This is a genomic window from Pseudarthrobacter naphthalenicus (assembly GCF_029076445.1).
Classification (GTDB): domain Bacteria; phylum Actinomycetota; class Actinomycetes; order Actinomycetales; family Micrococcaceae; genus Arthrobacter; species Arthrobacter naphthalenicus.
This window is the reverse complement of sequence record NZ_JARESG010000004.1, coordinates 256,489-278,616: the sequence shown is the minus strand read 5'-3', so window position 1 is coordinate 278,616 and position 22,128 is coordinate 256,489. Positions and strand designations below refer to the sequence as shown.

The 22,128-nt window shown below is 66.0% G+C and carries 25 protein-coding genes; 13 read left to right on the top strand and 12 right to left on the bottom strand.

The window, feature by feature from the left end; translation table 11 throughout:
• Positions 1–89: 89 nt before the first annotated feature.
• The gene (locus PY310_RS06345; protein WP_275213461.1) at positions 90–563 is read right to left on the bottom strand and encodes a hypothetical protein; all 474 of its coding nucleotides are present in this window, start codon (positions 561–563) and stop codon (positions 90–92) included.
• Positions 564–705: 142 nt separating this feature from the next.
• Between PY310_RS06345 and PY310_RS06340 the strand changes: the two genes are divergently transcribed.
• Positions 706–1,614 (top strand): phosphatase PAP2 family protein, encoded by a 909-nt coding sequence (locus tag PY310_RS06340; RefSeq protein WP_275213460.1) that lies wholly within the window; start codon positions 706–708, stop codon positions 1,612–1,614.
• Between the two features lie 23 nt (positions 1,615–1,637).
• Here PY310_RS06340 and PY310_RS06335 read toward each other — a convergent pair whose 3' ends face one another.
• Positions 1,638–2,279, bottom strand: coding sequence for a TetR/AcrR family transcriptional regulator (locus PY310_RS06335; RefSeq protein WP_275213459.1), 642 nt, complete (start codon positions 2,277–2,279; stop codon positions 1,638–1,640).
• Positions 2,280–2,378: 99 nt separating this feature from the next.
• Between PY310_RS06335 and PY310_RS06330 the strand changes: the two genes are divergently transcribed.
• From PY310_RS06330 to PY310_RS06320, 3 genes are all read left to right on the top strand, one after another.
• Positions 2,379–3,464: a flavin-containing monooxygenase gene (locus PY310_RS06330; protein ID WP_275213458.1), complete on the top strand. Its 1,086-nt coding sequence runs from the start codon at positions 2,379–2,381 to the stop codon at positions 3,462–3,464.
• A 106-nt stretch (positions 3,465–3,570) separates the two neighbouring features.
• Positions 3,571–4,041 (top strand): hypothetical protein, encoded by a 471-nt coding sequence (locus PY310_RS06325; protein ID WP_275213457.1) that lies wholly within the window; start codon positions 3,571–3,573, stop codon positions 4,039–4,041.
• A 365-nt stretch (positions 4,042–4,406) separates the two neighbouring features.
• On the top strand, positions 4,407–5,567 hold the full coding sequence (locus PY310_RS06320) for a hypothetical protein (protein ID WP_275213456.1): 1,161 nt from the start codon (positions 4,407–4,409) through the stop codon (positions 5,565–5,567).
• A 26-nt stretch (positions 5,568–5,593) separates the two neighbouring features.
• On the opposite strand, the gene PY310_RS06315 is transcribed toward PY310_RS06320, so the two are convergent.
• Both PY310_RS06315 and PY310_RS06310 read right to left on the bottom strand, forming a co-directional pair.
• Positions 5,594–5,824 (bottom strand): zinc-ribbon domain-containing protein, encoded by a 231-nt coding sequence (locus PY310_RS06315; RefSeq protein ID WP_275213455.1) that lies wholly within the window; start codon positions 5,822–5,824, stop codon positions 5,594–5,596.
• Positions 5,825–5,840: 16 nt separating this feature from the next.
• Entirely contained in the window at positions 5,841–7,058 is a 1,218-nt protein-coding gene (locus PY310_RS06310; protein ID WP_275213454.1) for an MFS transporter, read from the bottom strand.
• A gap of 117 nt (positions 7,059–7,175) precedes the next feature.
• Between PY310_RS06310 and PY310_RS06305 the strand changes: the two genes are divergently transcribed.
• Positions 7,176–7,517 carry a thioredoxin domain-containing protein gene (locus PY310_RS06305; RefSeq protein ID WP_275213453.1) on the top strand — a complete coding sequence of 114 codons (342 nt, stop codon included), beginning with the start codon at positions 7,176–7,178 and terminating at the stop codon, positions 7,515–7,517.
• Between the two features lie 52 nt (positions 7,518–7,569).
• On the opposite strand, the gene PY310_RS06300 is transcribed toward PY310_RS06305, so the two are convergent.
• Positions 7,570–7,902: a hypothetical protein gene (locus PY310_RS06300; protein ID WP_275213452.1), complete on the bottom strand. Its 333-nt coding sequence runs from the start codon at positions 7,900–7,902 to the stop codon at positions 7,570–7,572.
• Positions 7,903–8,122: 220 nt separating this feature from the next.
• Here PY310_RS06300 and PY310_RS06295 point away from each other — a divergent pair, with 220 nt between their 5' ends.
• A complete protein-coding gene (locus PY310_RS06295; RefSeq protein WP_275213451.1) occupies positions 8,123–8,875 on the top strand; it encodes an SDR family oxidoreductase in 753 nt (250 codons plus the stop codon).
• A 62-nt stretch (positions 8,876–8,937) separates the two neighbouring features.
• On the opposite strand, the gene PY310_RS06290 is transcribed toward PY310_RS06295, so the two are convergent.
• On the bottom strand, positions 8,938–9,186 hold the full coding sequence (locus tag PY310_RS06290) for a hypothetical protein (RefSeq protein ID WP_275213450.1): 249 nt from the start codon (positions 9,184–9,186) through the stop codon (positions 8,938–8,940).
• 196 nt (positions 9,187–9,382) lie between these two features.
• Here PY310_RS06290 and PY310_RS06285 point away from each other — a divergent pair, with 196 nt between their 5' ends.
• Both PY310_RS06285 and PY310_RS06280 read left to right on the top strand, forming a co-directional pair.
• Positions 9,383–9,559 (top strand): CsbD family protein, encoded by a 177-nt coding sequence (locus PY310_RS06285; RefSeq protein WP_275213448.1) that lies wholly within the window; start codon positions 9,383–9,385, stop codon positions 9,557–9,559.
• Between the two features lie 311 nt (positions 9,560–9,870).
• Complete coding sequence (locus PY310_RS06280) at positions 9,871–10,194, top strand: hypothetical protein (RefSeq protein WP_275213447.1); 324 nt, start codon at positions 9,871–9,873, stop codon at positions 10,192–10,194.
• A gap of 221 nt (positions 10,195–10,415) precedes the next feature.
• Here PY310_RS06280 and PY310_RS06275 read toward each other — a convergent pair whose 3' ends face one another.
• Positions 10,416–11,834, bottom strand: coding sequence for a MinD/ParA family protein (locus PY310_RS06275; protein ID WP_275213479.1), 1,419 nt, complete (start codon positions 11,832–11,834; stop codon positions 10,416–10,418).
• A gap of 514 nt (positions 11,835–12,348) precedes the next feature.
• Positions 12,349–13,122: a polysaccharide deacetylase family protein gene (locus PY310_RS06270; protein ID WP_275213445.1), complete on the bottom strand. Its 774-nt coding sequence runs from the start codon at positions 13,120–13,122 to the stop codon at positions 12,349–12,351.
• 296 nt (positions 13,123–13,418) lie between these two features.
• Between PY310_RS06270 and PY310_RS06265 the strand changes: the two genes are divergently transcribed.
• Positions 13,419–14,660: a multidrug effflux MFS transporter gene (locus PY310_RS06265; RefSeq protein WP_275213444.1), complete on the top strand. Its 1,242-nt coding sequence runs from the start codon at positions 13,419–13,421 to the stop codon at positions 14,658–14,660.
• Positions 14,661–14,711: 51 nt separating this feature from the next.
• On the opposite strand, the gene PY310_RS06260 is transcribed toward PY310_RS06265, so the two are convergent.
• Both PY310_RS06260 and PY310_RS06255 read right to left on the bottom strand, forming a co-directional pair.
• Positions 14,712–15,569, bottom strand: coding sequence for a hypothetical protein (locus PY310_RS06260; RefSeq protein ID WP_275213442.1), 858 nt, complete (start codon positions 15,567–15,569; stop codon positions 14,712–14,714).
• A gap of 202 nt (positions 15,570–15,771) precedes the next feature.
• On the bottom strand, positions 15,772–16,167 hold the full coding sequence (locus PY310_RS06255) for a hypothetical protein (protein ID WP_275213441.1): 396 nt from the start codon (positions 16,165–16,167) through the stop codon (positions 15,772–15,774).
• A 257-nt stretch (positions 16,168–16,424) separates the two neighbouring features.
• Here PY310_RS06255 and PY310_RS06250 point away from each other — a divergent pair, with 257 nt between their 5' ends.
• From PY310_RS06250 to PY310_RS06235, 4 genes are all read left to right on the top strand, one after another.
• On the top strand, positions 16,425–17,423 hold the full coding sequence (locus PY310_RS06250) for an MIP/aquaporin family protein (RefSeq protein WP_275213439.1): 999 nt from the start codon (positions 16,425–16,427) through the stop codon (positions 17,421–17,423).
• Between the two features lie 14 nt (positions 17,424–17,437).
• The gene (locus tag PY310_RS06245; RefSeq protein WP_275213438.1) at positions 17,438–18,298 is read left to right on the top strand and encodes a hypothetical protein; all 861 of its coding nucleotides are present in this window, start codon (positions 17,438–17,440) and stop codon (positions 18,296–18,298) included.
• Between the two features lie 79 nt (positions 18,299–18,377).
• On the top strand, positions 18,378–18,818 hold the full coding sequence (locus PY310_RS06240; protein WP_275213437.1) for a MarR family winged helix-turn-helix transcriptional regulator: 441 nt from the start codon (positions 18,378–18,380) through the stop codon (positions 18,816–18,818).
• A complete protein-coding gene (locus PY310_RS06235) occupies positions 18,811–20,226 on the top strand; it encodes an MFS transporter (protein ID WP_275213436.1) in 1,416 nt (471 codons plus the stop codon). The genes PY310_RS06240 and PY310_RS06235 overlap by 8 nt, the downstream gene beginning before the upstream one ends.
• 39 nt (positions 20,227–20,265) lie before the next feature.
• Here the strand turns inward: PY310_RS06235 and PY310_RS06230 are convergent, their stop codons facing one another.
• Together PY310_RS06230 and PY310_RS06225 are read right to left on the bottom strand one after the other, a co-directional pair.
• Positions 20,266–21,081, bottom strand: a complete 816-nt coding sequence (locus PY310_RS06230; RefSeq protein ID WP_275213435.1) for an MBL fold metallo-hydrolase — start codon at positions 21,079–21,081, stop codon at positions 20,266–20,268.
• A gap of 91 nt (positions 21,082–21,172) precedes the next feature.
• On the bottom strand, positions 21,173–22,060 hold the full coding sequence (locus PY310_RS06225; protein WP_275213434.1) for an SGNH/GDSL hydrolase family protein: 888 nt from the start codon (positions 22,058–22,060) through the stop codon (positions 21,173–21,175).
• Positions 22,061–22,128 lie beyond the last annotated feature (68 nt).

Genomic DNA, 22,128 nt, shown 5'->3' with positions numbered 1-22,128 from the left:
CGTCACCCCCACAAACCAACGCGGGGTCACTTTTCGCCCGATAAACGTCGATTATTGAGCGGGGAGTGACCCCGCGTTCCGTGTGGAATTCAGCCGTACCACCAGGCGAGGATCCGGCTGCAGCGCAGGGTGGCCCACCGGCTGGGCTCTCCCGGGACGTCGAGGGCGAACCACTCCCGCCCCGGATAGCCGCGATACGCGGACCACGTCCCGGCGGCCGACCGGGTTTCCTCCAGCACAGCCACGGCCCGGCCCAGCCGGGGGTCGCGGGCGGCATCCCAGGCGCGGAAGTGCTCCAGGCCGCGGACGATGTCGAAGTGCCACTGCGGCGGGAAAGGAAACCGGCGGAAGGCGGAATTCGCTGGTTTTCCAGTGTGGTGGGAGAGGAACAGCTGGTGGTCGAGGAAAGACTGCTGACCGCGCTCGACGGCGGCCCGGATATCACATTTCCCGCCTGACGCCTGGTACGCGGCCAGGCCGTCCAGGACGCTGATGCTCGTGTGGAAGGAACCGTGGCGGGAGCCCGTACGGACGGTGGCTGTCCCGGCACCAGCCCGAGCCATTGCAGGAACAGCAGCGTGTACATGGTGGAGGTCCACTTGGGCTTTTGGCCCGCGGCGCACTAGACCGAGACCAGGCCCGGCCGGGCAAACCAGTACCAGGGGCTCGTCGGGTCCTCACAGAATTCTGTGACAGGCTTAAGTGATGACCCTGTCGAAGCCCGCGCGCATCAGCACCCCCGCACGCCCTGCCCCGGGTTCCGGCTTTATGTTCTTTTTCGCCACGCTCGCCTGCGTGGTGGGTCTGATCGCCACGTACTACTACTTCGTCCAGACCACCACCGGCCAGTTCATTGACGAATCTGCTCTGGTGGAGGCCGTGGACATCCACGGACCCGCGGGCAAGGCGTCCACCCGGTTCCTGGACTGGCTGCCCGTCATCTCCCTGGTGATGGCCGCCGTCGTGGTTCTGTTCGTCACGGTGATCCGGCGGCGGTGGGTGGCCGCGGGGATTGCCCTTACCGCGTGCGTCGGCGCGAACATCGCCACCCAGGTCCTGAAGGATCTGCTGCCGGCACGGCCGGACACCGGTGTGGTGACCCTGGAGCTGAATTCCCTGCCGTCCGGTCACACCACGCTGGCGGCGTCGGCTGCGGCGGCGGTGTTCCTGATGTCCTCGCCGCGGTGGCGTCCGTTCGTTGGTTTTGCCGGCGGCACGTTCGCGATCGCCTCCGGGGCGTCCACGCTGCTCAACCAGTGGCACCGGCCGGCCGATGTGGTGGCGGCCTTCCTGCTGGTGGGCGCGTTCATGATCCCCGCCGGATGGCTGATCATCCGGCATGGCGGAAGCTGGAATGTGTGGGACGGCTTCGGCAGGCATGTTGGTTCGGCGCGGATCTGGGTGAAGCTGCCGGTGCTGATCGGGCTGGTCTCGGCGGCGGTGGCGGTATTTTCGCTCGCCAAGATTGCCCCGGGCCCACTGCAGGAAGGCAGCACCACCAATTACTTCTGGGCCGGCATCGCACTGATCGTCATCGCCGGGTATCTGGCAACGGTGGCCACCACCTCGCTGTTCGCGTACGCCGCACGACGCCGGGACGCGCCGGGGCGCTAACTGTCGCCTTCGCTGCCGGCCAGTTAGGCGAGCGCGGCCCCCAGCGAGCGGACCAGCCAGTCACGATAGGCCTTTACGGACCAGCCGACCTCCCCCACGAGGGTGCGGTACGCCTGCGGGTGCCCCAGGGACCAGATGGCGGCGGCAGCATCGGCGTCGGACATTCCGGACGTGAGCCCGCCGCGCGCCCGGACCGCGGCGGCCGCTTCCCGGTAGCGTTCCAGCCGCTGCAGCGCCCGCGCGGTCTGCAGCTTCTCCGCGGCGGGGTCCACGGCGGCGGCCTGCGCGATGACCCCGACCACCGGTCCGGTGCGCCGGTGGACTTCTACAAACCAGTCGGCGAGGACGGCGATGAGGGCGTCGAAGTCGGCAGCTTCCGCGGTCCGCTTCCGCATCAGTTCAAGAACGTTCGACGGCGAGTGCGGGCCTGATGCGGCAGCGTCCAGAACCGCGGAGAGCAGCGCCGCCTTGTTTCCCACGGAGTTGTAGACGGTCTGCAGCGCCACCCCGCTCTCGGACGCGATGGCCTCGATGGTGGTGGGCACGAACCCCTGTTCGGCGAAGAGCCGCCCGGCCACAGCAACAATCAGCTCGCGGGTTTCAGCGGCCTGCACGGCCCGGCGGCTGGTCCTTGGGGCGCGGGAAGCGGAGGTTGCTGCAGTCATAGAAAATAGACTAGCCCTCCAGTCACTGGAATGCTATTCTAATGAAATCCGCAGGGCATCCAGACAGGACGTGCCCCGGGTTTGGCGAAGGAGCCATCAATGGATTCCCAGACTTTGGATGTTGTGGTGATCGGGGCAGGCCAGGCTGGACTGGCGGCGGGCCGCTTCCTGAAAGAGGCCGGCGTGGAGTTCACCATTCTGGAGAAATCAGGCCGCGTGGGCGATGTGTGGCGGAACCGGTGGGATTCGCTGCGCCTCTTTACGCCGGCACGTTACTGTGCTTTGCCCGGTCTGAAGTTTCCGGCGGCGGGCGGCAGCTTTCCGGTGAAGGATGCCGTCGCCGATTATCTGACGGCGTATGCGGCCCGCTTCGAACTGCCCGTGCGGACGGGCGTGCGAGTCCTGGCGGTCCGCCGTGTGGACGATGCCTTTGAACTGCAGACCAGCGCCGGGGAGTTGCGGGCGCGCAGTGTCATCGCCACGCCGGGTGCCAACTCGACGCCTTTTGTCCCCGCGGCCGGGCAGGCCCTGGATCCTTCGATCCACCAGCTGCACAGCAATGAATACCGCGGCCCGTCGGAGCTCCCGGCCGGTGCCGTGATGGTGGTGGGCGCCGGGACGTCGGGAGTGGAAATCTCCCTGGAACTTGCCCAGAGCAGGCCGGCGGGATCGGTGTACCTCGCAGGAAAGCCCACCCGCCACATCCCGGACGCCGTGTTCCGCTTCGCCGGCCCGCTGTACTGGCGCCTGGTGAATTCGCTGCTCACCCTGGATACCAAGCCCGGCAGGAAAGTGGCTGCGGGATTCCACAAGCAAGGTGCACCGCTGATCCGTGTGTCGGTGAAGGACGCGGAACGGGCAGGGGTGGTCCGTCTCCCCCGCCTCCAGGGCGCCGGCGATGTCCCGGCCGAGGTCCGGACCATCATCTGGGCCACGGGCTACCGGCCTGCTTTTGACTGGATCGAGGGACTCCCGCTGGACGCAGACGGCTGGCCTGCCACGAAGCGGGGCGTTGTTCCGGAGCTGCCGGGACTGTACTTCGTGGGCATGCCGTTCCAGTACGCGCTGACATCCGGACTGATTGGTGGCGTGGGCCGTGATGCCAAGTACGTGGTGGACTATCTCCTGGGCCGCCACAGCGCTCTGACCAGCGCAAATGCCGAGAAAACCTTGAGAAATTCTTGATGCATTACCCGTGAGTACGTTGAGTCTTGTCCGCGAAAGTAGTTTCTAACGGAGCCGCTGGGGCTCACAGGATCTGCGAAATCGCACAACTTCTTAGGGGTCTCACATGGGCAAGACAGCCGGACGCAAAAAGCGCATCATCATCACCACCGCCGCGATGCTGGCCATCGGCGGCGGCGCCGCATTCGCCTACTGGACGGGTGTGGGGACTACCAGCACCGCGGTCAACTCAGGTACCGAATCAGCGCTCACGGTTGCGGTCGCCTCCCTTGCCGACGGAGTCCTCACCCCGGGCGGCCCCGGGCAGTCGGCCGTAATTACCGTGACCAACCCCGGTAAAGGTGTGCAGAAGCTGAACAAAATTGACGTACGAGTCGCCAATTCCGACGGTACTCCATGGGTGAAGGTTACCGGCTGCTCTGCCGACGACTTTGACGTGGCCGCAAGTATCGACCAGGTACAGATCCAAGCCGGCAAAAGTGCGACGGGCACAGTGACCATAGGAATGAAGAACTCCGACAAGGACCAGAATGCCTGCAAGAACGTGGCCGTTCCGCTTTACTTCTCAGTTAGCTGAAGAGGAAGCGGTTCGACATTCTTGACCCAAGCGGTCAGTTTTGTCACCCGTTCGTGAACAGGCTCTACATGCTTCGCGCTGAGTCATTTTCCTGAAAGGTCAATATGTTGCGCAGTACCAGCTCCTTCGGAGGTCCCCGTGGACCTCGGCGGGAGCTGGTGCCGTTTCGGCGCACCGCGCAGGCGGCAATACTGAGCATCGGGCTGGTGTTGTTGACACTTCTAGGTGCCCCACCAGCGTTTGCACACTGGAGCGCGACAGGAACGGGAAGCACTGCGGCAAAGGTTGGGACTCTTGCCCCGCCCACGAACGTCTCGGTTCCGACACGCAGTGATTCAAATGTTGCCGTTAGCTGGACGGGGTCCGTGGGTTCAATCGTTCCGATGGGCTACGTCGTGACCCGCATCAGTGGCTCCAACATCATGGCTGCGTGCGGATCGAGCATTGCCACGCCAATCGCAGGTGCCGGCTGCACCGATGTCTCCGTTCCTGAGGGCGACCACAAGTACCAAGTAACCGCTGTTTACCGGACGTGGACCGCCACTGGCACGCCGAGTGCAAACGTGTCCGTGACAAGCCGCCGGGATCTCGACTTCAGCTTGGAGCCGTCAGCCACGGTGACTGCTGGCGCGCCGATGACCGTCACGGTGCGGCTGCGCACGGTGCTCAACCTGCCGTTTCTTGACGCTGATGTTCCCGTCACCTTGAGCCTGGGCACCAATGCGACTGGCGGAACGCTTCTCGGAACGACAACGGTGGGAAGCAAATGGACGGGCACGGCGACCTTCAATGACCTGGCGGTAACCAAAGCCGGAACCTACACCTTGGTGGCCTCCAGCCCGGGCTTTGCGGGAGCGGTGAGCCGGACGTTCACCGTCACTGCCGCGGCAGCAACACAGTTGGTGGTGACCACCCCGATGCCCGTGTCAGGAGTCGCATCTGCGACAGCTAACCTGGGACCCATCGTGGTTGAACGCCGTGACCAATTTGGCAACCCGGCAGTTGGAACTCCCTCGAGTGTCGCTTTGTCCACCGGCACTTCCGGAAACGGAGTCTTTGCAGCCACGGTCAACGGCACAACGGTGTCTTCGGTGACCATACCGGCCAATTCGTCCTCGGTCTCGTTTTATTTCGGTGCGAAAATAGCCGGAACCTCGTCCGTTACGCTGGCCGGCACTGGCATGCCTCTATCAGTACCGGTTCAGATCCTGCCGGCTCAGGCTGCCAAACTTAAGTTTGCGGAGATCGGCGTCACGGGAGTTCTTCCGAAGAACGTACAGTTCAACGTCACCGTCAGCTTTGTGGATGCCTTCGGCAACACTGTCGACGCGGGCGCGGCTACTACTCTCAAACAAACGGGTACCACGAAGTGCACTATCGGCGGCACCCCGCAGACTGTTACATCGGTGCACGGAACGGCTACCTTCGTCGGCCTGATTCAAAACGGGCTACAGGACGATTGTCGGCTGACTGCGACCGGCCTAAATCTTCCACCGGAAGACAGCGCGCCCTTCAGTTTCCGCTGACCGTCAGCCCGGAGGAACAACCGCTCCTACCCGCCCAAGGCCTTCCGCTCCCGATCGCTGATTGAAGAGACCCGTCCGCAGTTAGAGCAGGTGATCTGGTAGGACCGGGACGTGGTGAAGACAGGGATGAAGAACAGGGTGAATTTCCGGGCGTGCTCGTCGAGATAGTGCTGCACGAACTGTCCGCAGTTGCGGCAGGTGGCCGGGCGGCCCGGCAACGCGCGGACGACAGTTTTGAGGCCAAAGATGAAAAGCATGAGGATCCCTTCCAGGTTAGTAATTCCGCCGGTGCTTCAGCCTCGGCAGCGCCACCGCAAACACAACCGCTGCGGCGAAGCCCAAAAAGCCGGTGGCCGAAACACCCGCACCCAAGGTAGCCACCGCGGTGACGCCGGACAGCAGGACCGGGCCGCCGGTCGATCCGGCGTCGGCAATGAAACGCCATAGCCCCAGGAACTGGCCACGGCCCCGGTCGGGCGAGAAGTCCGCGCCGAGGGTCATGATGAGCCCGGAGCTGATGCCGTTGCCAAAGCCGATCAGCAGGGACGCCAGCAGCAGCCCGGCAAAGGAGGCGGTCAGCGGAATCAGCAGCATGGCAATGGCCATGATGATGGTGGAGGGGATGGCCACAAACAGCCTGCCGCGCCGGTCCATCACCTTCCCGGCGGGATAGAACACCAGCATGTCGATCGCGCCGGACAGCCCGTAGATCACGGACGCCTGGGCCGGGTCCATCCCCAGATGCTCGGCCCACAGCGGGATCACCACTTGGCGGGACGCACGCAGCGCGCTGAGCAGCAGGATCCCCACCCCCAGCGTCAGGAACACGCCGGCATGCGAGACCGCCACATTCCGCAGCGTGGGCTCGGGAGTTCTGTGACCGCCGTCGGGCGCTGCCGGAACCACCAGATCCGGAATGGTGACGGCCAGGACGGCGGCCGCGGCCATCCCCACCACACCCACCCAGTAGGCGCCCGCGATCCCCGCGAACTGCATCACGCCGGCGCCAATGAACGGCCCCACGAAGACGCCGATCCGGCTGACTCCGCCGAGGGTCGAGAGCGCCCGGGCCCTGAACTGGATGGGCACCGCCTCGGTGAGGTACTTCTGCCGGGCCAGGCTGAAGACGCTGGCGGCCATGCCCACAACGGTCATCGCCACCGCAAGCAGCACAAGTCCGTTGGGGACCAGGGAGGACACCGCGGCCGCGGCGAGTGCAAGCGCACCCACGGCGGCGGCCCCCACGATGGACCAGCGTTCGCCGAACTTGAGCGTGATGAGGGAGGCGGGCAGGTTGAAGAACCACGAACCGAGCCCGATGAGCGTCACGATCAGCGCGGAAACCGCAACCGAAGCGCCGAGGTCCCGGGCGGAGAGGACCACCACCGGGAGCACCGCGCCTTCGCCGATGCAGAACAGCAACGCGGGCCCAAATGCGGGGATGGCGATGCTTCGGAAGTTGAACGGCGGCGGGGTTCCAGGCGAAGTCATCAGATTTATCTTATGCGAGAAGATTCCGCCCAGTTCAGGGGTCACAATCGGCCCCGTGAGGACTAATCTTTGCCTTGTGGGGTGCTGCCGTGCGCCCCGCACAGCCAAGGAGGACTCATGGGTGAAGTGTGGATCCGTACCATCGGCAACAGCCTGGTCCGGGCAGACAAGGTCACCGAAATCGCGTCCACCCGGGGGTCTCTCCACGACGACCAGGGTTACGCGCTGAAAGTCATTGTGGACGGCAAGGCCCACGTCATTATTGACGACGGCGGCCTGCCGGGTTCGTTCACCCAGCGGCAGGATTATGCGCGGCATCTGGAAGACGCGCTGCTCTTCGCCCTCGACGAGGCGCGGGAGGCTGACGCCTCCGTGGTGGTCTGCTTCGAGCCCGAGACCGAGCGCTGGGTCCTCGCCCCGGCGGCCGAACTGGCCGGCAGGATTTCCACCGGCAGTTGAAGCCCAGCAGTTAGAGCTCGGCAGTTAAAGCCCCGCCCGTTCGCCGCCCGGTTCAGGCAGCCACGCGGGCAGGCGCATGGTGCGCCGCGTGAACAGCGTGCCGCGGCGGCAGCATGCTCAGCGTGCACGGACTCTGCTGCGGATCGATCCTGACGGGGAGTTGACGCGTTTTGCAGCAGGTCTCCAGCAGGCGCAGGGCTTCTGGATCAACCCGGGCATGGCGCACGTCCAGTTCGAGGACGAGGTTGTGCCTGAGGGCATTGGCTCGCTTCACCACGACGTAGAGAGCCTGGATGCTGTGAACGGTGATGTGGCCCTTGGCGAGGACCCGGGCTTTGGCGTGGTCGAGGTCTACGCGGACAAGAATGCTGAGCTTTTCGGTCAAGGCCTGGCGCCTTCCTTGCGTGGCTGCGACGCTGCAGCCCGGGAGGCCGCGACTCGGCGGCCAGTGGCCGCGCTTCAGCAGCCATCTTCAGGCTAGGCATCAGTGCGTGACGCGCGCAACATCTCTACGCATTGTGTCGGACGGGTCCGTCCGCACGCCCTCAACGTCGGGTGCCGTGCATGACCCCTGCTCCGGGGACCGGTGCTCTAGGATTCGGAGCATGAACATAGCAGTTGCGGGCGGGACCGGAACGGTCGGACGTCATGTGGTCAGCATCGCCCGGGCCCGGGGACATCACGTGATCAGCCTCTCGCGCGCCGCAGGCGTGGACCTGGTCAGCGGCGACGGGTTGGCCCAAGCGCTCAACGGCGTGGACGCGGTGATCGATGTCGCCAACACCTCAACACTGAACGGGAAGAAGTCCGTGGAGTTTTTCACCACCGTCACCGGCAACCTGCTGCGGCAGGAGAAGGCGGCCGGGGTGCGGCACCACGTGGCCCTCTCCATCGTGGGGACGGAAAAGGCTGCGGCCGGCTACTACGCCGGGAAGCTGGCCCAGGAGACATTGGTCAGCAAGTCGGACGTGCCGTGGACCATCCTGCGGGCCACCCAGTTCCATGAGTTCGCGGGACAGATGCTGCGGCGCAGTTCGGTGGGCCCGCTGGTACTGGTCCCCCGGATGGTCACCCAGCCCGTGGCGGCTCGCGAGGTAGCCGAGGCGCTGGTTGAGGCGGCAGAGGCGGGGCCCCGGGGCCGGATTCCAGACCTTGGCGGCCCGGAACGCAAACAGCTGGCTGAGCTGGTCCGGGCGGTCGCGCAGAAGGAGGGCCGGAAGCGGCGCGTCATTGAGTTCACCGCCCCCGGGCCGCTGTGGCGCTCGATGCGCAACGGAAGCCTGGTCCCGGAGGCGGGCGCCGCCGTCGGCCGTCAAACGTTCAGTGACTGGCTGAAGACCGACCTGAACGCTCCCTAGGAACTCGCCTGCGGGATCAGCGGGAACTCTCCTGCGGGATCAGCGGGAACTCTCCTGCGGGATCAGCGCGGATCGGCCCCGGAGGGGAAAAGCCGCTCGCTGACGTCATCGCGGAGAATGTGGAACTGGCCGCCGTTGCTGTTGACGGAACCGTCCAGCACGTAAAGCCCCCGCGCCGCTTCGGGGCCCCCTGCCGCGCGGTCCAACGCCTCCACGAGGTGCCGGCCCAGGCGCCCCTTCGGCCCCAGAGCCTTGATCTCGTCCAGTTCCTCCGCCGTCAGCCTTGACAGTACTGCGTTGATTTCAGCCACAAAGCACCCTCCCCAGTTGTGCGGGCAATGATTGGCCCGGCTCCCCACAGGCTAGGGCAGTCCGCGGGGCACGGCAATGGCCTCAGGGACATCCCGGGGCACCACGGGTCTAGGACGGGAATTGGTCCTGTGGTTAAGATGAAAACGTAACCTGTCGGCAGACCGCCGGCAGCGTCAGACCGTAGGGAGAAACACCATGGGTTTGGATGACAAGATCGGAAACGCCGCCGAGAAACTGGGCGGCAAGGGCAAGGAAGCCGCCGGCAAGGCGACCGGCGATGAGAGCCTGGAAGCCGAGGGAAAGGTCGATCAGAGCAAGTCGGACCTGAAGCAGGCTGGCGAGAAGGTCAAGGACGCGTTCAAGAAGGACTGATTCGCTTTTCAGGAAGGGCGCCACTCCCGCACGCGGAGCGGCGCCCTTCCGCGTGCGGGTGAAAACTTTCCCGCGTGGCCGGTGAAAACCTTCGCGTTACCGGTGATGCCTGCCGTGACTGAAGGTACCCAGGAGCAAGATGACCGGCGTGTCGCCCCCCGATTCAGACGCTGACAAGCCCTAATTGGTGTAATAAATTCGTAACTGTTGCGTGCGTCACATTCGCCCCTTACTCTGGACAAGGCTCCAGCAAACGGGCCTTCGCAAGAAGCTGCAGCGTCGCAGCCAATGCCGGGGAAAGGCTTTACAACTTGAACTCCAAGCTCAACATCGTTGTCCGTGTAGATCTCGACCATGCCAAGGCTCTGGTGATTGCAAAGGGGCATATCACCATCCACAGCGTGAACGCACTGTATGTAGTAGTTAAGCGGGCCAACTCCTTAAGGGAGGGCCTGGACCTGGAGCTGGACCTCAGCCGCGCGCGGGTGGACCACGAAGCCCTGGAAATGCTCCACACCGCTTCGAACACCCATCAGCTGCCGGTCAGGATCGACCCGCAGCAGGCACCCTGCACCATCAGCGTCCTGGCACCGCGCCGGGAACCGGCTGCAGCGCGCCATCTCGTCGCCGCCTAAGGCATCAAGGCACGGCACCGCAGCGCCCACCAATCGGGCCGGTGTGCCAGCCACAGACTTCTTTGCTTTACACAGGCTGGGAGTGCGGCCGTATCCGAATAGACGGGTAGCGGCACTCTCGCCCCTCATCTAAGTACGCCCCCATCTAGGTAGCGCTATCTGTCGTTATGAGCACTCAAAACGACAGATAGCGCTACCCAGTTGGGAAGGGCGGGGAAAAGTTAGCGGTACCCGTCCACGATGGCCGCCGCGATCTCCTTGTACGCCCGCCGGGTGTCCGGTTTCAGCACGTCCAGGGTGACCAGGTCTCCGTCGGCCACACCACGGTCGTGCGGGACGGCGATCAGCTGGCGGCAGATGCCGGCGAGGTGTTCCTCAATGGCGTCCTTGTCCACGCGGGAGGAGACCTCGTCCTTGTCCGTGATGACTACAATCGCGTTCCGGGCCAGGTCCTCGTACCCGTGGCTTGCCAGCCAGTGCAGGGTGCTGCGCGCCCGCTTCGCACCGGAAACCGCGTACCCGGCCGCGATCACCAGGTTGTCGGCGGACTGCAGGATGCCGCTCATCGCATTGTGCGTCACCCCGGTGCCGCAGTCGGTCAGGGCCACGGAGTAGTAGTTGGAGATCAGCTTGCGGATCCGCAGGTACTCGGCCGCCGTCAGCGAATCCGAGACCTCCGGGTCCTGCTCCCCCGCGATCAGGTGCAGCCGGCCGGCGTGGTGCATGTACCGGGCCAGGGCGGTGAGCGAGTCCACGGATTCGATGTTCTTGAGCAGGTCCGTGATGGTGCGCGGGCTGGACTGCTGGTAGATCCCCTCGCCCAGGGCGCGCTCCACCAGGTCGCCGGAGTCCGGGTTGGCGTCGATGGCGCAGGGCGCGTCGCCGCGGAATTCGGCCAGGGTCAGGCCCACGCCCACGGTGGTGGAGGTCTTGCCGATGCCGCCCTTGAGGCTCAGCACGGCGGTGTTGTAACTGCCCTGCAGCTGCCGGGAAATGCGCCGGGCCAACTCGTCCTCGTCGCGCTGCTTGGCGCTGGGCCCGAGGTTCCAGGCACCGCCGGTCATCGCGTAGATGGCACCGCGGAAACCGCCCACGGGACGCGGCTTCTGCTCCTTCACGAACAGGCCCGGGGAGCTGATGAAGTCAGGCATCGGGCTCTCGGCGATCACATCCGCCGCGGTGGGGCGGATGCGGCGGAACGCGGGCGTCTCATCCGGCTGCGTCCCGGACGCGGACGACGACGGCGGCGCGGCTTCCCCGCCGTCGTGCGGCTCTGCGGTGGCGCTGAAGTCCTCGAAGGCCGGCTGCGCGGGCTGCGGTTCGGGTGCCTGCGGTTCCGGGGTTGGCGGCAGCGCGGTGACCGGGGGCTTGGCCGGCCGGCGGGTGGGGGCCGGGGCGTGGGCCACGGGTTTGGCCTGGTCGGCGGCCGCGGCGGCCTCCGCCCAGGAGCTGCGGCGCGGTACCGGAGTGCCGGCGTCGGGGCTGGTGGAAGGCTCGGGAGTTACGGCTGGCATGGTTCCTGTCTGGGCATCCGAAAGCACTCCGTCGGCGCGGCGGAGGTCGCGGCGTCGCCGGGTGGGTTGCGGCTGCCCTGCATCCTCTGCAGTGGCACGTGCGTTGTGATCCGCCGGATCGGGCATGTCTGTCCCCCAGGACTTCGACTCAATATTCTGCGGCACTATACGGACTGTTCAGTCAACCAGTCTAGGCGCTGAGGGAGAAGTCAAGCTCAGTGGCGGGTCAGGGCGGCCACCACAACGCCGGCGGTAAGCACCAGGAGTATGGCCAGGACGGCGTAGGCCTGCCACTTGGGGCGGCCCTTGTGCGGGTTGATATCAACGTAAGGCATGGCTAGCTGCGGTCACTCCTCGTAGCGGTCACCCGTAGTGCGCGCCGCTTGAGGCGGAGCAGTTGGTACAGCGCACAGAAAGGAATCAGCAACGTTCCCAAAAGTGCGCAGAGCGCCAGGGCATAGTCAATGAGAGCCAATGCGGCCTCCGTCGGTCTAGCAGTGATCCCCCATGCGATCACGGGCCACGCTAGCCGTAAGTCATGACCATTGACAAATTACACAGGTTACTGACCTTTGGAGGGCCGCTTCGGCTCCCGTCCATGCTCCCGGCAGGGTCCCGGAACCCGGGACCCTGCCGGCTGCTAGTTCCCGGCCGCCTGGGCCGCAATTTCGGCGGCGCCCTGGGAGATGGTGACAACGCCCAGTCCGCTGTCCTTCACGGCCCGCATCTCGGCATCCAGCGCGGCGGTATCGGTGTGGTAGGTATCGCCGCCAATGTTCTCGCCGATCTCGTGGTAGGCCAGGATCAGCCACGCATGGTCAGCCTTGGCGGTGTTGATCCAGCCCTGCACGGTGGCCGTGCTGGTGGTGGATTCCACAAACTTTACCCTCAGGTTGTAGGGGTTGTAGTTCGCGCGAGTGTTGAAGCCGGAGTTGTCCGTGCCGTCATCGTCGAAGGCCCGGTGGGTTTTGTAGACGCGTTTGATCGCAGCCACCACGGCGTCGTTGTATTCGGCGTAGGGCGAGGCGAAGTCCGTGGCGACTTTTGGCCCGAACAGCTGCCGCAGCGTGGCCTGGCTTTGCGTCAGCTCCACGTTCAGCTGGGCGGCGGAAAGCTCGCGCAGGTGGGGGTGGGTCACCGAGTGCGATTCGATGTCGTGGCCCCGGTTTGCGAAGTCCTGAATTTGCGCCTGGGTCATGTACGCGGGCTGATTGTTGATGGATCCGGAGATGATGTACATGGTGGCCGGGATCCCGTATTTGTCCAGGATGGGCAGGGCGTTTGTGTGTTGGCTGGTCCAGCCGTCATCGAAGGTGACGGTCACCAGCCCGCGATCGAATCCGTCAGCCCGGGCGAAGCCGCCGAGCGTCAGGATCAGAGCCAGTCCGGTCAGCAAAACAAGCAGTTTTCTCATGAGTGCGAACCTCAATGCAGGCCGCCTGGATACCGGTCCCGCCTCCAATTCGGGCCACTTACCGTGGCGGCGCCTTTTATGGGAACCCCTCAAAGTGCGTTCATGGACGGCGCTCCGGGGGTAGGCCCAGCTTCCTCCCGATGGCAGGGTTTGTCGATACCCCAATTTCGGGGTGACGCGCCCGACGGCGACTGTTACCTTGGGTGCCTCCCATCCGCCCGGCGGTAAATAGAATCGGCAGGCACACCCTGCCCGTTTGTAACTTCAGCCGGCCGCCGCCGTGCCGAAGGATTTCCATGGACTCTCCCCTCCCCGATGACAGCTTCCGGTCCCGGCTGAAACTTTCCGGCAGCAAGGACCGGATGGTGCTCGTGGTGGCGTTGGCCATCCTTAGCGCCGTCAGCCCCATGGCCTCGGATATGTACCTGGCGTCGATGCCGCGGATGGGCGAGTTCTTCGCGACGCCGGCGTCCGTTATCCAGCTCACGCTGACCAGCTACATGGTGGGCATGGCCGTGGGCCAGTTCCTGCTGGGGCCCATTTCGGATGTCCTGGGCCGGCACCGGCTGATGGTGGCCGGCAATGTGGTGTTCCTCCTGGCTTCCGTGGCGATCGCCCTGGCCCCCAGCATCGAGCTGGTGCTGGGGCTCCGCGTGCTGCAAGGCGTTTCCGGGGCGGCCGGCGTGGTGATTGCCCGGGCCGCGGTCTCGGACATGGCCTCCGGACGGCAGGCCGCCAAGCTGTTCTCGCTGCTGGCCACCATCTCGGCCCTCGCGCCGGTGGTGGCGCCCCTGCTCGGCGGCGTGATCGCCACCGTGGCGCCCTGGCAGGCGGCATTCTGGGCACTGGCCGGTTTCGGGGCGCTGATGCTGGCGTGTTCGGTGCTGGTGGTACCGGAAACGCTTCCCCGCCACCTGCGGCACCGGGGCGGCCTGAAGGCGGTGGCCGGCGGGTCCTGGGCCGTGCTCACCACGCCGTCCTTCATGGCCTACGCCATGACGTTCGGGTTCACCTTTGGCGCCCTGTTCTCCTACATTTCCGCCTCATCCTTTGTGGTGCAGAACGTGCTGGGTTTCTCCGCGCTGGGATATTCGGTGATCTTCGCCGTCAACGCCGGCGGCATGATCGTCGCGTCGCTCATCAACACCAGACTGGTGGACCGGGTGGAGCCGGCGGTGATTCTCCGCGCCGCCGTGGTGGCGATGTTCGCCATCAACGTGGCCGGCATGGGATTGGTCCTGGGCGGCATCACCGGCTGGAGCACGCTGCTGCACCTGTTCCTCACCCAGGCCTGCGTGGGATTCATCATGGGCAACGCCACGGCCCTGGCCCAGGGGCGGGTGCCGGGCCGGGCGGGCGCCGGATCAGCCGTGCTGGGCCTGATCCAGTTCCTCATCGGCGGCCTGGTGTCGCCGCTGACGGGCATCGCCGGGGAGCACAGCGCCGTCCCCATGGCCGTCTCCATGGCGGTGTGCTCGGCCATCGCGATAGGAGGGGTCATGGCCAGCGGGAGGCTCGCAGCGGCCGGCCACACGTAGCTCGGGGCGCCTGGCCCCAAGCAGCTCCTGTCGCCGCGTGTCGCAAAAAGGTCAGTCCCCTATCCCCCTGGCCCGGCCCTCCGGCTCGGGCCAGGCAGACTCAACGGTGGTGGCCAAGTACAAGGGAAGACCCCATCCGGCGAAGAACCCCATTGCCTCAATCCAGGAGGTGTCCTCCGCTGCCCCCACGGAGGCGCCGTAATCGGTCATGGAACTGGTGAGGTGCCTCATCCTGGCCCGTATCTCCCGCAGCCGGGACGCGACCCGGTGCCGGAGGTCCTCCGGCAGGGGACGGTGTTGGCTCAGGTGGAAGCGGCACCGCAGCGACGGATCCCCGGCGCCGCGAACCCCGGGATCGCAGTCCGGGCAGACCCTGTCGCGCCATAAGCCCACCGTCTCCAGGCACCAGGTGGTGGTGTGGATCAGGGTGTTGGCTTCGGCGGTGAGGGCTTCGGTGTTGGAGTTTGCGTAACCCATCCTCAGTCCAGGCACGTGGGGCAAACCTGTATCCAGGCAGATCCTGCACGGCCCCACCGGAACAAGGACGTCGTCCGGATGCAGGCGCAGCAGGGAACGCTTCCGGTCCAACCCGTCGGCCACGTGCTCCAGAAGGTCTTCATAGAGGATCGTCACGTCGAACGGCTGATGGCCTCCCCGGGAGCCTGCGCCGACCTGCCACAGCTCCACCTCAACAACGGCGTAGGCCCAGGTGTGACGGGGACACAACCCCAGAGAGCTGCGCAGCAACCGACGCATGCTCGCGTCCATAATGTCCCCATGAACAAAGGACCACAGCAGGCGCACCTCCTCCACGGAGAGTTCCAACGGGCCCAGAGGAACCAACGGGCCGGTAAGCCTGTCGCGTTGCGGCGTCCCGGCAGCGCCGGCGCCGTTGCGTTGTCCCGTCATAGCGGACAACCTGCCATTCACTCATACAGGACCCATCAGCCACCCTGGCGGTCCGAACTGGCACGTCTGCGCCGGTCCCGGCGGGATCCATCACCGGTAGAACAAGGCTAAACCCGGCGGCGCAATCCGGCATCCACTGGAATGCGTCGTCCCCTGACTGCGGTTCCAGGACTGTGCGGACTCCCCGCGGGCCGGCCACGGGTCAACCGGCCCGTTTCTCGGTCTCCGCCCCGCCACCCGGCTTGCGGACGGGATCAACGGTCCCGCCGGCGCCGTAGTCCCCTTCCGGATACCCTCCGATTTCGGTTTCGGCGGTCCGGCCAGGCGTGGTCCCGGCGTCGCCGTAGTCGGCCTTCACGTAGCGTCCCGATTCCTTGGCCTTGCTCCCCAGCGGCTCGGGCAGTCCGCCTTCGCTGCCGGCGTCACCGTAATCCCCTGCGATGTACTGGCCTTCCTCGTCCTCTGCATGGCGGCCGCGCTCCACGCCGGCCTTGCCAAAATTTCCTTCAACGTAGCGGCCCCGCAGGTCAGGCTCTTCTGACTTCTTTTCCGGGCCTGCCGCATCCGTGGTGTCTTCGAAGCCGCTGTTCTCGTTCATGATCGTGCCTTTCCCCAAACGAACTCTGCGTCGTTGCGGCGCAATGTGTGCCTAGCGTGGACGCGTCTCCCCGGCAGGATCCGCGGCCATACCGGCTATTTGCCGGCCGGGGTCCGAGGCAGCCGGGCGTGCCTCGAAGCCGGGTCCGTGAGAAGTAGGTCTTTGGACCGTTGCCTCCAGACACTATCGGCGTAGCATGAGAGTGCTGGAATGTCAATTCGCACACGCAGAGCAGTTTATACAAGGAGGTATAGGCGATGAGCGATATCAGTCCACTCAGAAATGCGGTCCGTAACGGCAGCCGCCTCAAGCAGTTGGGAGGCACCTGGGGCGAAGTTCTGGCAGAGTTTCTCGGCACCTTTGTGCTGATCTGCTTCGGCGACGGCGTTGTCGCCATGGCGGTCGCCGGCCTGCCGGGATCCGGCCGGGCCGCCACACCAACCACCATTTTCATGGCCGCCGGGGACTGGCTGTTGATCACGTGGGGATGGGCCCTGGCGGTGACCATGGCAATCTACGTTGCCGGCGGCGTCAGCGGCGCGCACATCAATCCGGCCGTGACCGTGGCGTTCGCGATCCGGCGCAAATTTGCCTGGAGCAAAGTGGGCCCCTACATCGTGGCTCAGATTCTGGGCGCCTTCGCCGGGGCCGCGATGGTCTACCTGCTCTATCACGACGCCATTGACGCCTACAACAAGGCCGTTGGCACCGGGCGCACGGACCCGAAGGGGCTTGCCACGTACTCCATTTTCGCCACCTTCCCGGCACCCTATTTCAACGGAAACCCGGTGGGCCCGCTGGTTGACCAGATCGTTGGCACAGCGTTCCTGCTCATGTTCGTGGTCGCCATCATCGACATGCGCAACACGGCCGTCCAGTCGAATCTGGGGCCGTTCATGATCGGGCTGGCCGTGGCGGCGATCGGTATGTCGATCGGCGCCAACGCCGGCTACGCCATCAACCCCGCGCGTGACTTCGGCCCGCGGCTGTTCGCCTGGCTGGCCGGATGGGGGCAAACAGCGATGCCGGGCACTGTGGAGGGGGCCTTCAGTTGGTATTTCTGGGTCCCGATCGTCGGACCGCTGATCGGCGGAGCGATCGGCGTGCTGATCTACGACTGGTTTATCGGCGACGTCATCCATGCGCGGGCCAGGCTGCAGGAACCTCCGCCTCCAGGCCGGGCGGGCGACGAGACAAGCCCCACTGAAGGGTCGAAGAGGACTGCTGAAACGTCGAAGAGGACGGCCGAAACATAGTTAAACATAGATAAATGGACGCTCCTGCCCCTGAGGTCATGTGCAATCAGGGGCAGGACGCCCTGTTTATTTGCGATGCTTCCCACGATCCGATGGGCGACACGATGCGCCGACCCGAGGAGGTTCCCTTGTCCAGGCACCATCCGTCGCGTCTGAGGCTCCTCCCCGCCGCGCTGTCCGTGGTCTTCGCCCTCGCTTCCTGCGGCAGCCCCGTCCCGTCCGGCCCGGCGTCCGCGGACCCGGTCACCGCGTCCCCCGGCTCCGGCACACTGCCCGACGGCGGCAGCACCGCCGTCGGGCTTTCCAGCTTTTCGGGGACCTCGGAGGACGTGAAGTACACGTTCGACCACCCCACCGGCTGGAGGGTGCAGGACACCGCCACGGGCGGGCCGCCCGGCTCCGGGGCGGTCTCGGTGCTGGCCCCGGACGGAACGGTTATGGCGTCCCTGACCATCCTGGTGGCCTGGGGTGCGGAGTGCCCGTGCGTGGAACGCCCCGCTGTTCACCTCGGTGATATGGCCGGGGTGGCGCCGCTCTCGAAGTCCGGGGCGTTTGTGGTGCGTTCCATGGCGCTGGACCTGACGGATTTCCCGGCGGACCGCGCGGAGAACCAGTGGGCGGACAACGTCAAGGTGGTCACGTCCCTGAGCATGGACTCGGGGCCGCCGCCTGCCGCCCTGGTGCCGCGGCTGATGTACGGGCTGGGCCTGGCGGAAACCGGGGTGCTGGCCTCCAACGGCATCACCTACCGGACCGTTCTGTTCACGGCCACCCGGGACTTCAGCACGCTCGCCGACGCCCGGGCCTATGCGGCGTCCGAGGAGCATCGGAGGGTCCAGGAGATGATCGCGTCCTTCCGGGAGGGCACGGCCTAATTCCCACTGCCAAGGGGCCATGAGCAAGCTCATCGAAAGTATTCAAGCAACTTGATCAATCTGCTTGTACAATTGAGGGATGACCGGCGACCAAGCGACTGACCAAGCCCTCACCCATTCCCTGTTCGAAGCCCTGCACCCCCTGCTCCGGCAGCTCAACGCCGAACGGACCATCTCGCCGGGCAAGATCGGCGTGCTTCGTCATCTTGCGGAGCGCGGGAGGGCCACGACGTCGGAACTCGCCGTGGTGGTCCGGGTCAGCCCGCAGGGCATTTCGCTTGCTGTGCGTGAACTCCTCGGGCTGGGGCTTGTGGAGCGGGCACCGGACGCCGAGGACCGGCGCCGGGTGTGGATCGAGATCACTCCGGCGGGCAGGCAGAAGCTCGCCCTTGAATCCTCGGCCGGGCAGGGCTGGCTGGACCGGGCCGTGGCGGAGCGGCTGAGCCCGGACGAGCGCACGTCCTTGGCGGCGGCCATCCCCGCCCTCCGGAAGCTCGGAACGGAGCCGGCCGATGACTGAAACACGCTCTCCCCTGGTCCCGGCCCTAGTCTACGCCGCGCTCTCCACTGCCATTGTGAGCTCACTGGGCATGCTGCTGGTGCCCACCATCTCCCGCGAAATGGACGTGTCCGTGGGCACGGCACAGTGGATGCTGACCATCAACCTGCTCGTGGGGGCGGTGGCAACCCCGGTAATGGGTCGGCTCAGCGACGGGCCGCACAAGAAGAAACTGCTGCTGTGGGCGCTGCTGATCATCCTCGCGGGCTCCGTCATCGCCGCGCTGGCCCCCAACTTCACCGTGTTCCTGGTGGGCCGCGCACTCCAGGGCCTCACCTACGGGATTGTTCCGGTGACCATCGCCTTGGCCCGCCGGTACGTGGCCGTCAGCAAGGTCCGGTTCGCCATCTCCAGCCTCTCAGTCACCGTTGCCACCGGCCTGGGAATCGGGTACCCGCTGACGGGAATCATCGCCGGAACGTTCGATTTCCGGTTCGCGTTCTGGTTCGCCGCCCTGTTTGTGGTCACGGCCATCATCGTGGTCTTCCGCGTGGTGCCGGCCGGACCCGATGAAAACGCCCCTCGGGTGCCCTTCGACTACACCGGCGCTATGCTGCTGGGCCTTGGCTTAGGCGTGCTGCTTCTGGCCATCAGCGAAGGACCCAACTGGGGCTGGGCCTCGCCCGTGACCGTCGGCGTCTTCCTGGTGGCAGCCGTCCTGCTCGCGGCGTGGGTCCGGGCCGAACTTCGCAGCACCAACCCGCTGATCAACCTCCGGGTCCTCCGGAACGGGGAAGTGCTGCTGGCCAATAGCACCGCGATCGGGCTGGGCGCCGCCATGTACATCGGCCTCTCGATTTCAAGCCTGATAGCCCAGGCCCCGGCCTCCACAGGCTACGGCATCGCCCTGCCGGTGTTCTGGGCCGGCTTTGTGATGTTCCCGCTCTCGGTGGGAAGCTTCACCGCCAACCGCCTGGTCCGCCGGCTCGCGCACCGGGTCCGGCTGACCACGCTATTGCCGATCGGCGCCGGGATCATCGCGGCCGCCGGGATGCTGCTCTGGTTCGCGCACACCCAGCTGTGGGAGATCCTGGCCGGGATGCTGGCGTTGGGCATGGGCATGGGTGCCGCGTACGCCGCCATGCCTGCGCTGATCGCCCGCAGTGTGGCCAGCGAGGAGCTGGGCAGTTCCGTGAGCTTCAACCAGGTCCTGCGGACCGTGGGGAGCTCGTTCGGCACCGCCGTCTCCGGTGCGGTGCTCGCGGCGAATATGGCGCCGGACCTGCACCCCACGGGCCTCGGGATCAGTGCCACACTCGAAATCGGGGCGCTGCTCTGCGCGGCAGTGTTCGCAGCCCTGCTCGTGCACGCGCTGATCACCCGTGCCCGGCCAACAGCCACCAACGCGGGGTCACTTCACGCCCAATAATCCCTCATTATCGGGCGTAAAGTGACCCCGCGTTGCGGTCTAGTGCACCGGCCGGGTCTCCTGCAGCCGCTTGATGAACCAGCGCGACTGTTCCGGGCCGTAGGGCAGCACGGGGATGGCCTTGGTGGCGTCCGACGGCGCGTCCCGGATTGACTGCTGGGCCTGCCGGACCGCGGTGGTCATGGTGTTGGCCATGGTTTTGACGAACTGATCGCTGCAGGGCTGCCCGTGGCCCGGGATCAGGAATTCGTAGCGGTGGCGCAGGGCTGAGATGTGCCGCAGGGAGTCGGCCCAATCCTCCGGGTAGGAGTCCTCAAACGAGGGGTGCGCGCCCTGCTCCACAAGGTCGCCCACGAACAGGGTGGTGGGCGTGCCCACCAGGAGGTCGCCGTCGGTATGGCCGCGGCCCAGGTGGAAGAGCGTGACGGTGATCCCGCCGAGGTCCACCAGCACCGGCTGGTCCTTGACGATGGCGTTGGGCACCACCAGCTCCACGTTCTCGCCTTCACCGGCGGACATCTCCGGCTCCAGCGTGCCCACAAAGCGGCGCTGCAGGTCCCCGTGGCTGTCGATCTCGCGGGCACAGTTTTCGTGCGCCCAGAACTCCGTGACGCCGTCGGAGGCGAACACGGCGTTGCCGAAGAAATGGTCGTAATGCGCGTGGGTGTTCACGACGACGAGGGGCAGGTCCGTCTTCTCCCGCACCGCGTCCAGGATCTCGCGTCCCTGCCGCGGCCCGCAGCCGGTGTCCACCACCATGGCCCGCTCCGAGCCCACCACCAGGCCGGTATTCAGCAGCGAACCTTCGGTCACCAGCACGTACGTATCCGCGCCGACTTCGAGCCATTCTGACATTGTTACTCCGTACCTCCGGGATGCACGTTGCGTTCTTCTGGCCTCGATTCTACCCACGGGCCCCCGAGTTTCCGGGACGCCGGACGGGTGCTCACTTTGTCAGCGCTGCCCAGGACTCCAGGAACTTCTGCGCAAGGTACGCGTGGCCGGCGGTGTTCGGGTGCGCGCCGTCGGCATTGAACCCCGGGCTGTTGGCAGCCGTGAACCAGGGCGCCTCGTAGGCGTCGATGAACGGGGCCTTCGCCAGTGCGGCGCCGGCCCGGACGGCCGTGTTCGCGCCACGCAGGGTGTCCGCGAGGGGCTGCGGGGCGGACGGTCCAAGAACAACCACCTGGATGCCTGGCCAGAACCTGCGGGCCGCCTCGATGGTCTGCGCCGTGGCGGCCTTGAGTTCGTCGGGGTCATTGAGCTGGGCGTCGTTCTGCCCGCCTTGCAGAATCAGCAGGTTGGGGACAAAGCGCCGATCCCGGGAGATCTCACGCAGCCGCACCTCGTACTCCCGGCCGCCGTCGTCCTGCGCGCCGCCGCCCCACGCGAAGCCGGTCCCGCCCAAACCGTCGATATTGCTGGGATAGCCCAGCGTGCGGGCAACGTCGTAGGCCCACCCCTGGTCTTCCCGGCCGGCACCGGTCCCCGCTGTGTAAGAATCGCCAAGAATCAGCAGGACGGGCCTGGCCGGAAGCTCAATCTTCGGCTGGCCGGCGGGCACGGTGGCCGCCGTGGCCGCAACCGTGGCCCCAGCGGTCGCCGTGCCCGCAACCGTCGCCTCAGCGGGCGCCGGAGCACCCGCCGCAGCCGCATAGGCAGTCGGGCCCGGCACCGGGCCAGACGGCAGCAGGCCGGCGGGTTCACCCACGCCCCGCGGATTCATCAGGGCAAGAGCTGCCACGCCGAAGGCAACCACCGCCAGCACCAGGAGCGCTGCGTACTTGATCCATTCCTGCCTGGTCACCCTGGGTCCCCCGCCGTTTCTGCTCACCTGGCAAATCCTAGTTTGCCCGCCGCACTGTGGCTGTAAGGCCCCGTGGGCAGATCGCGTGAGATCGC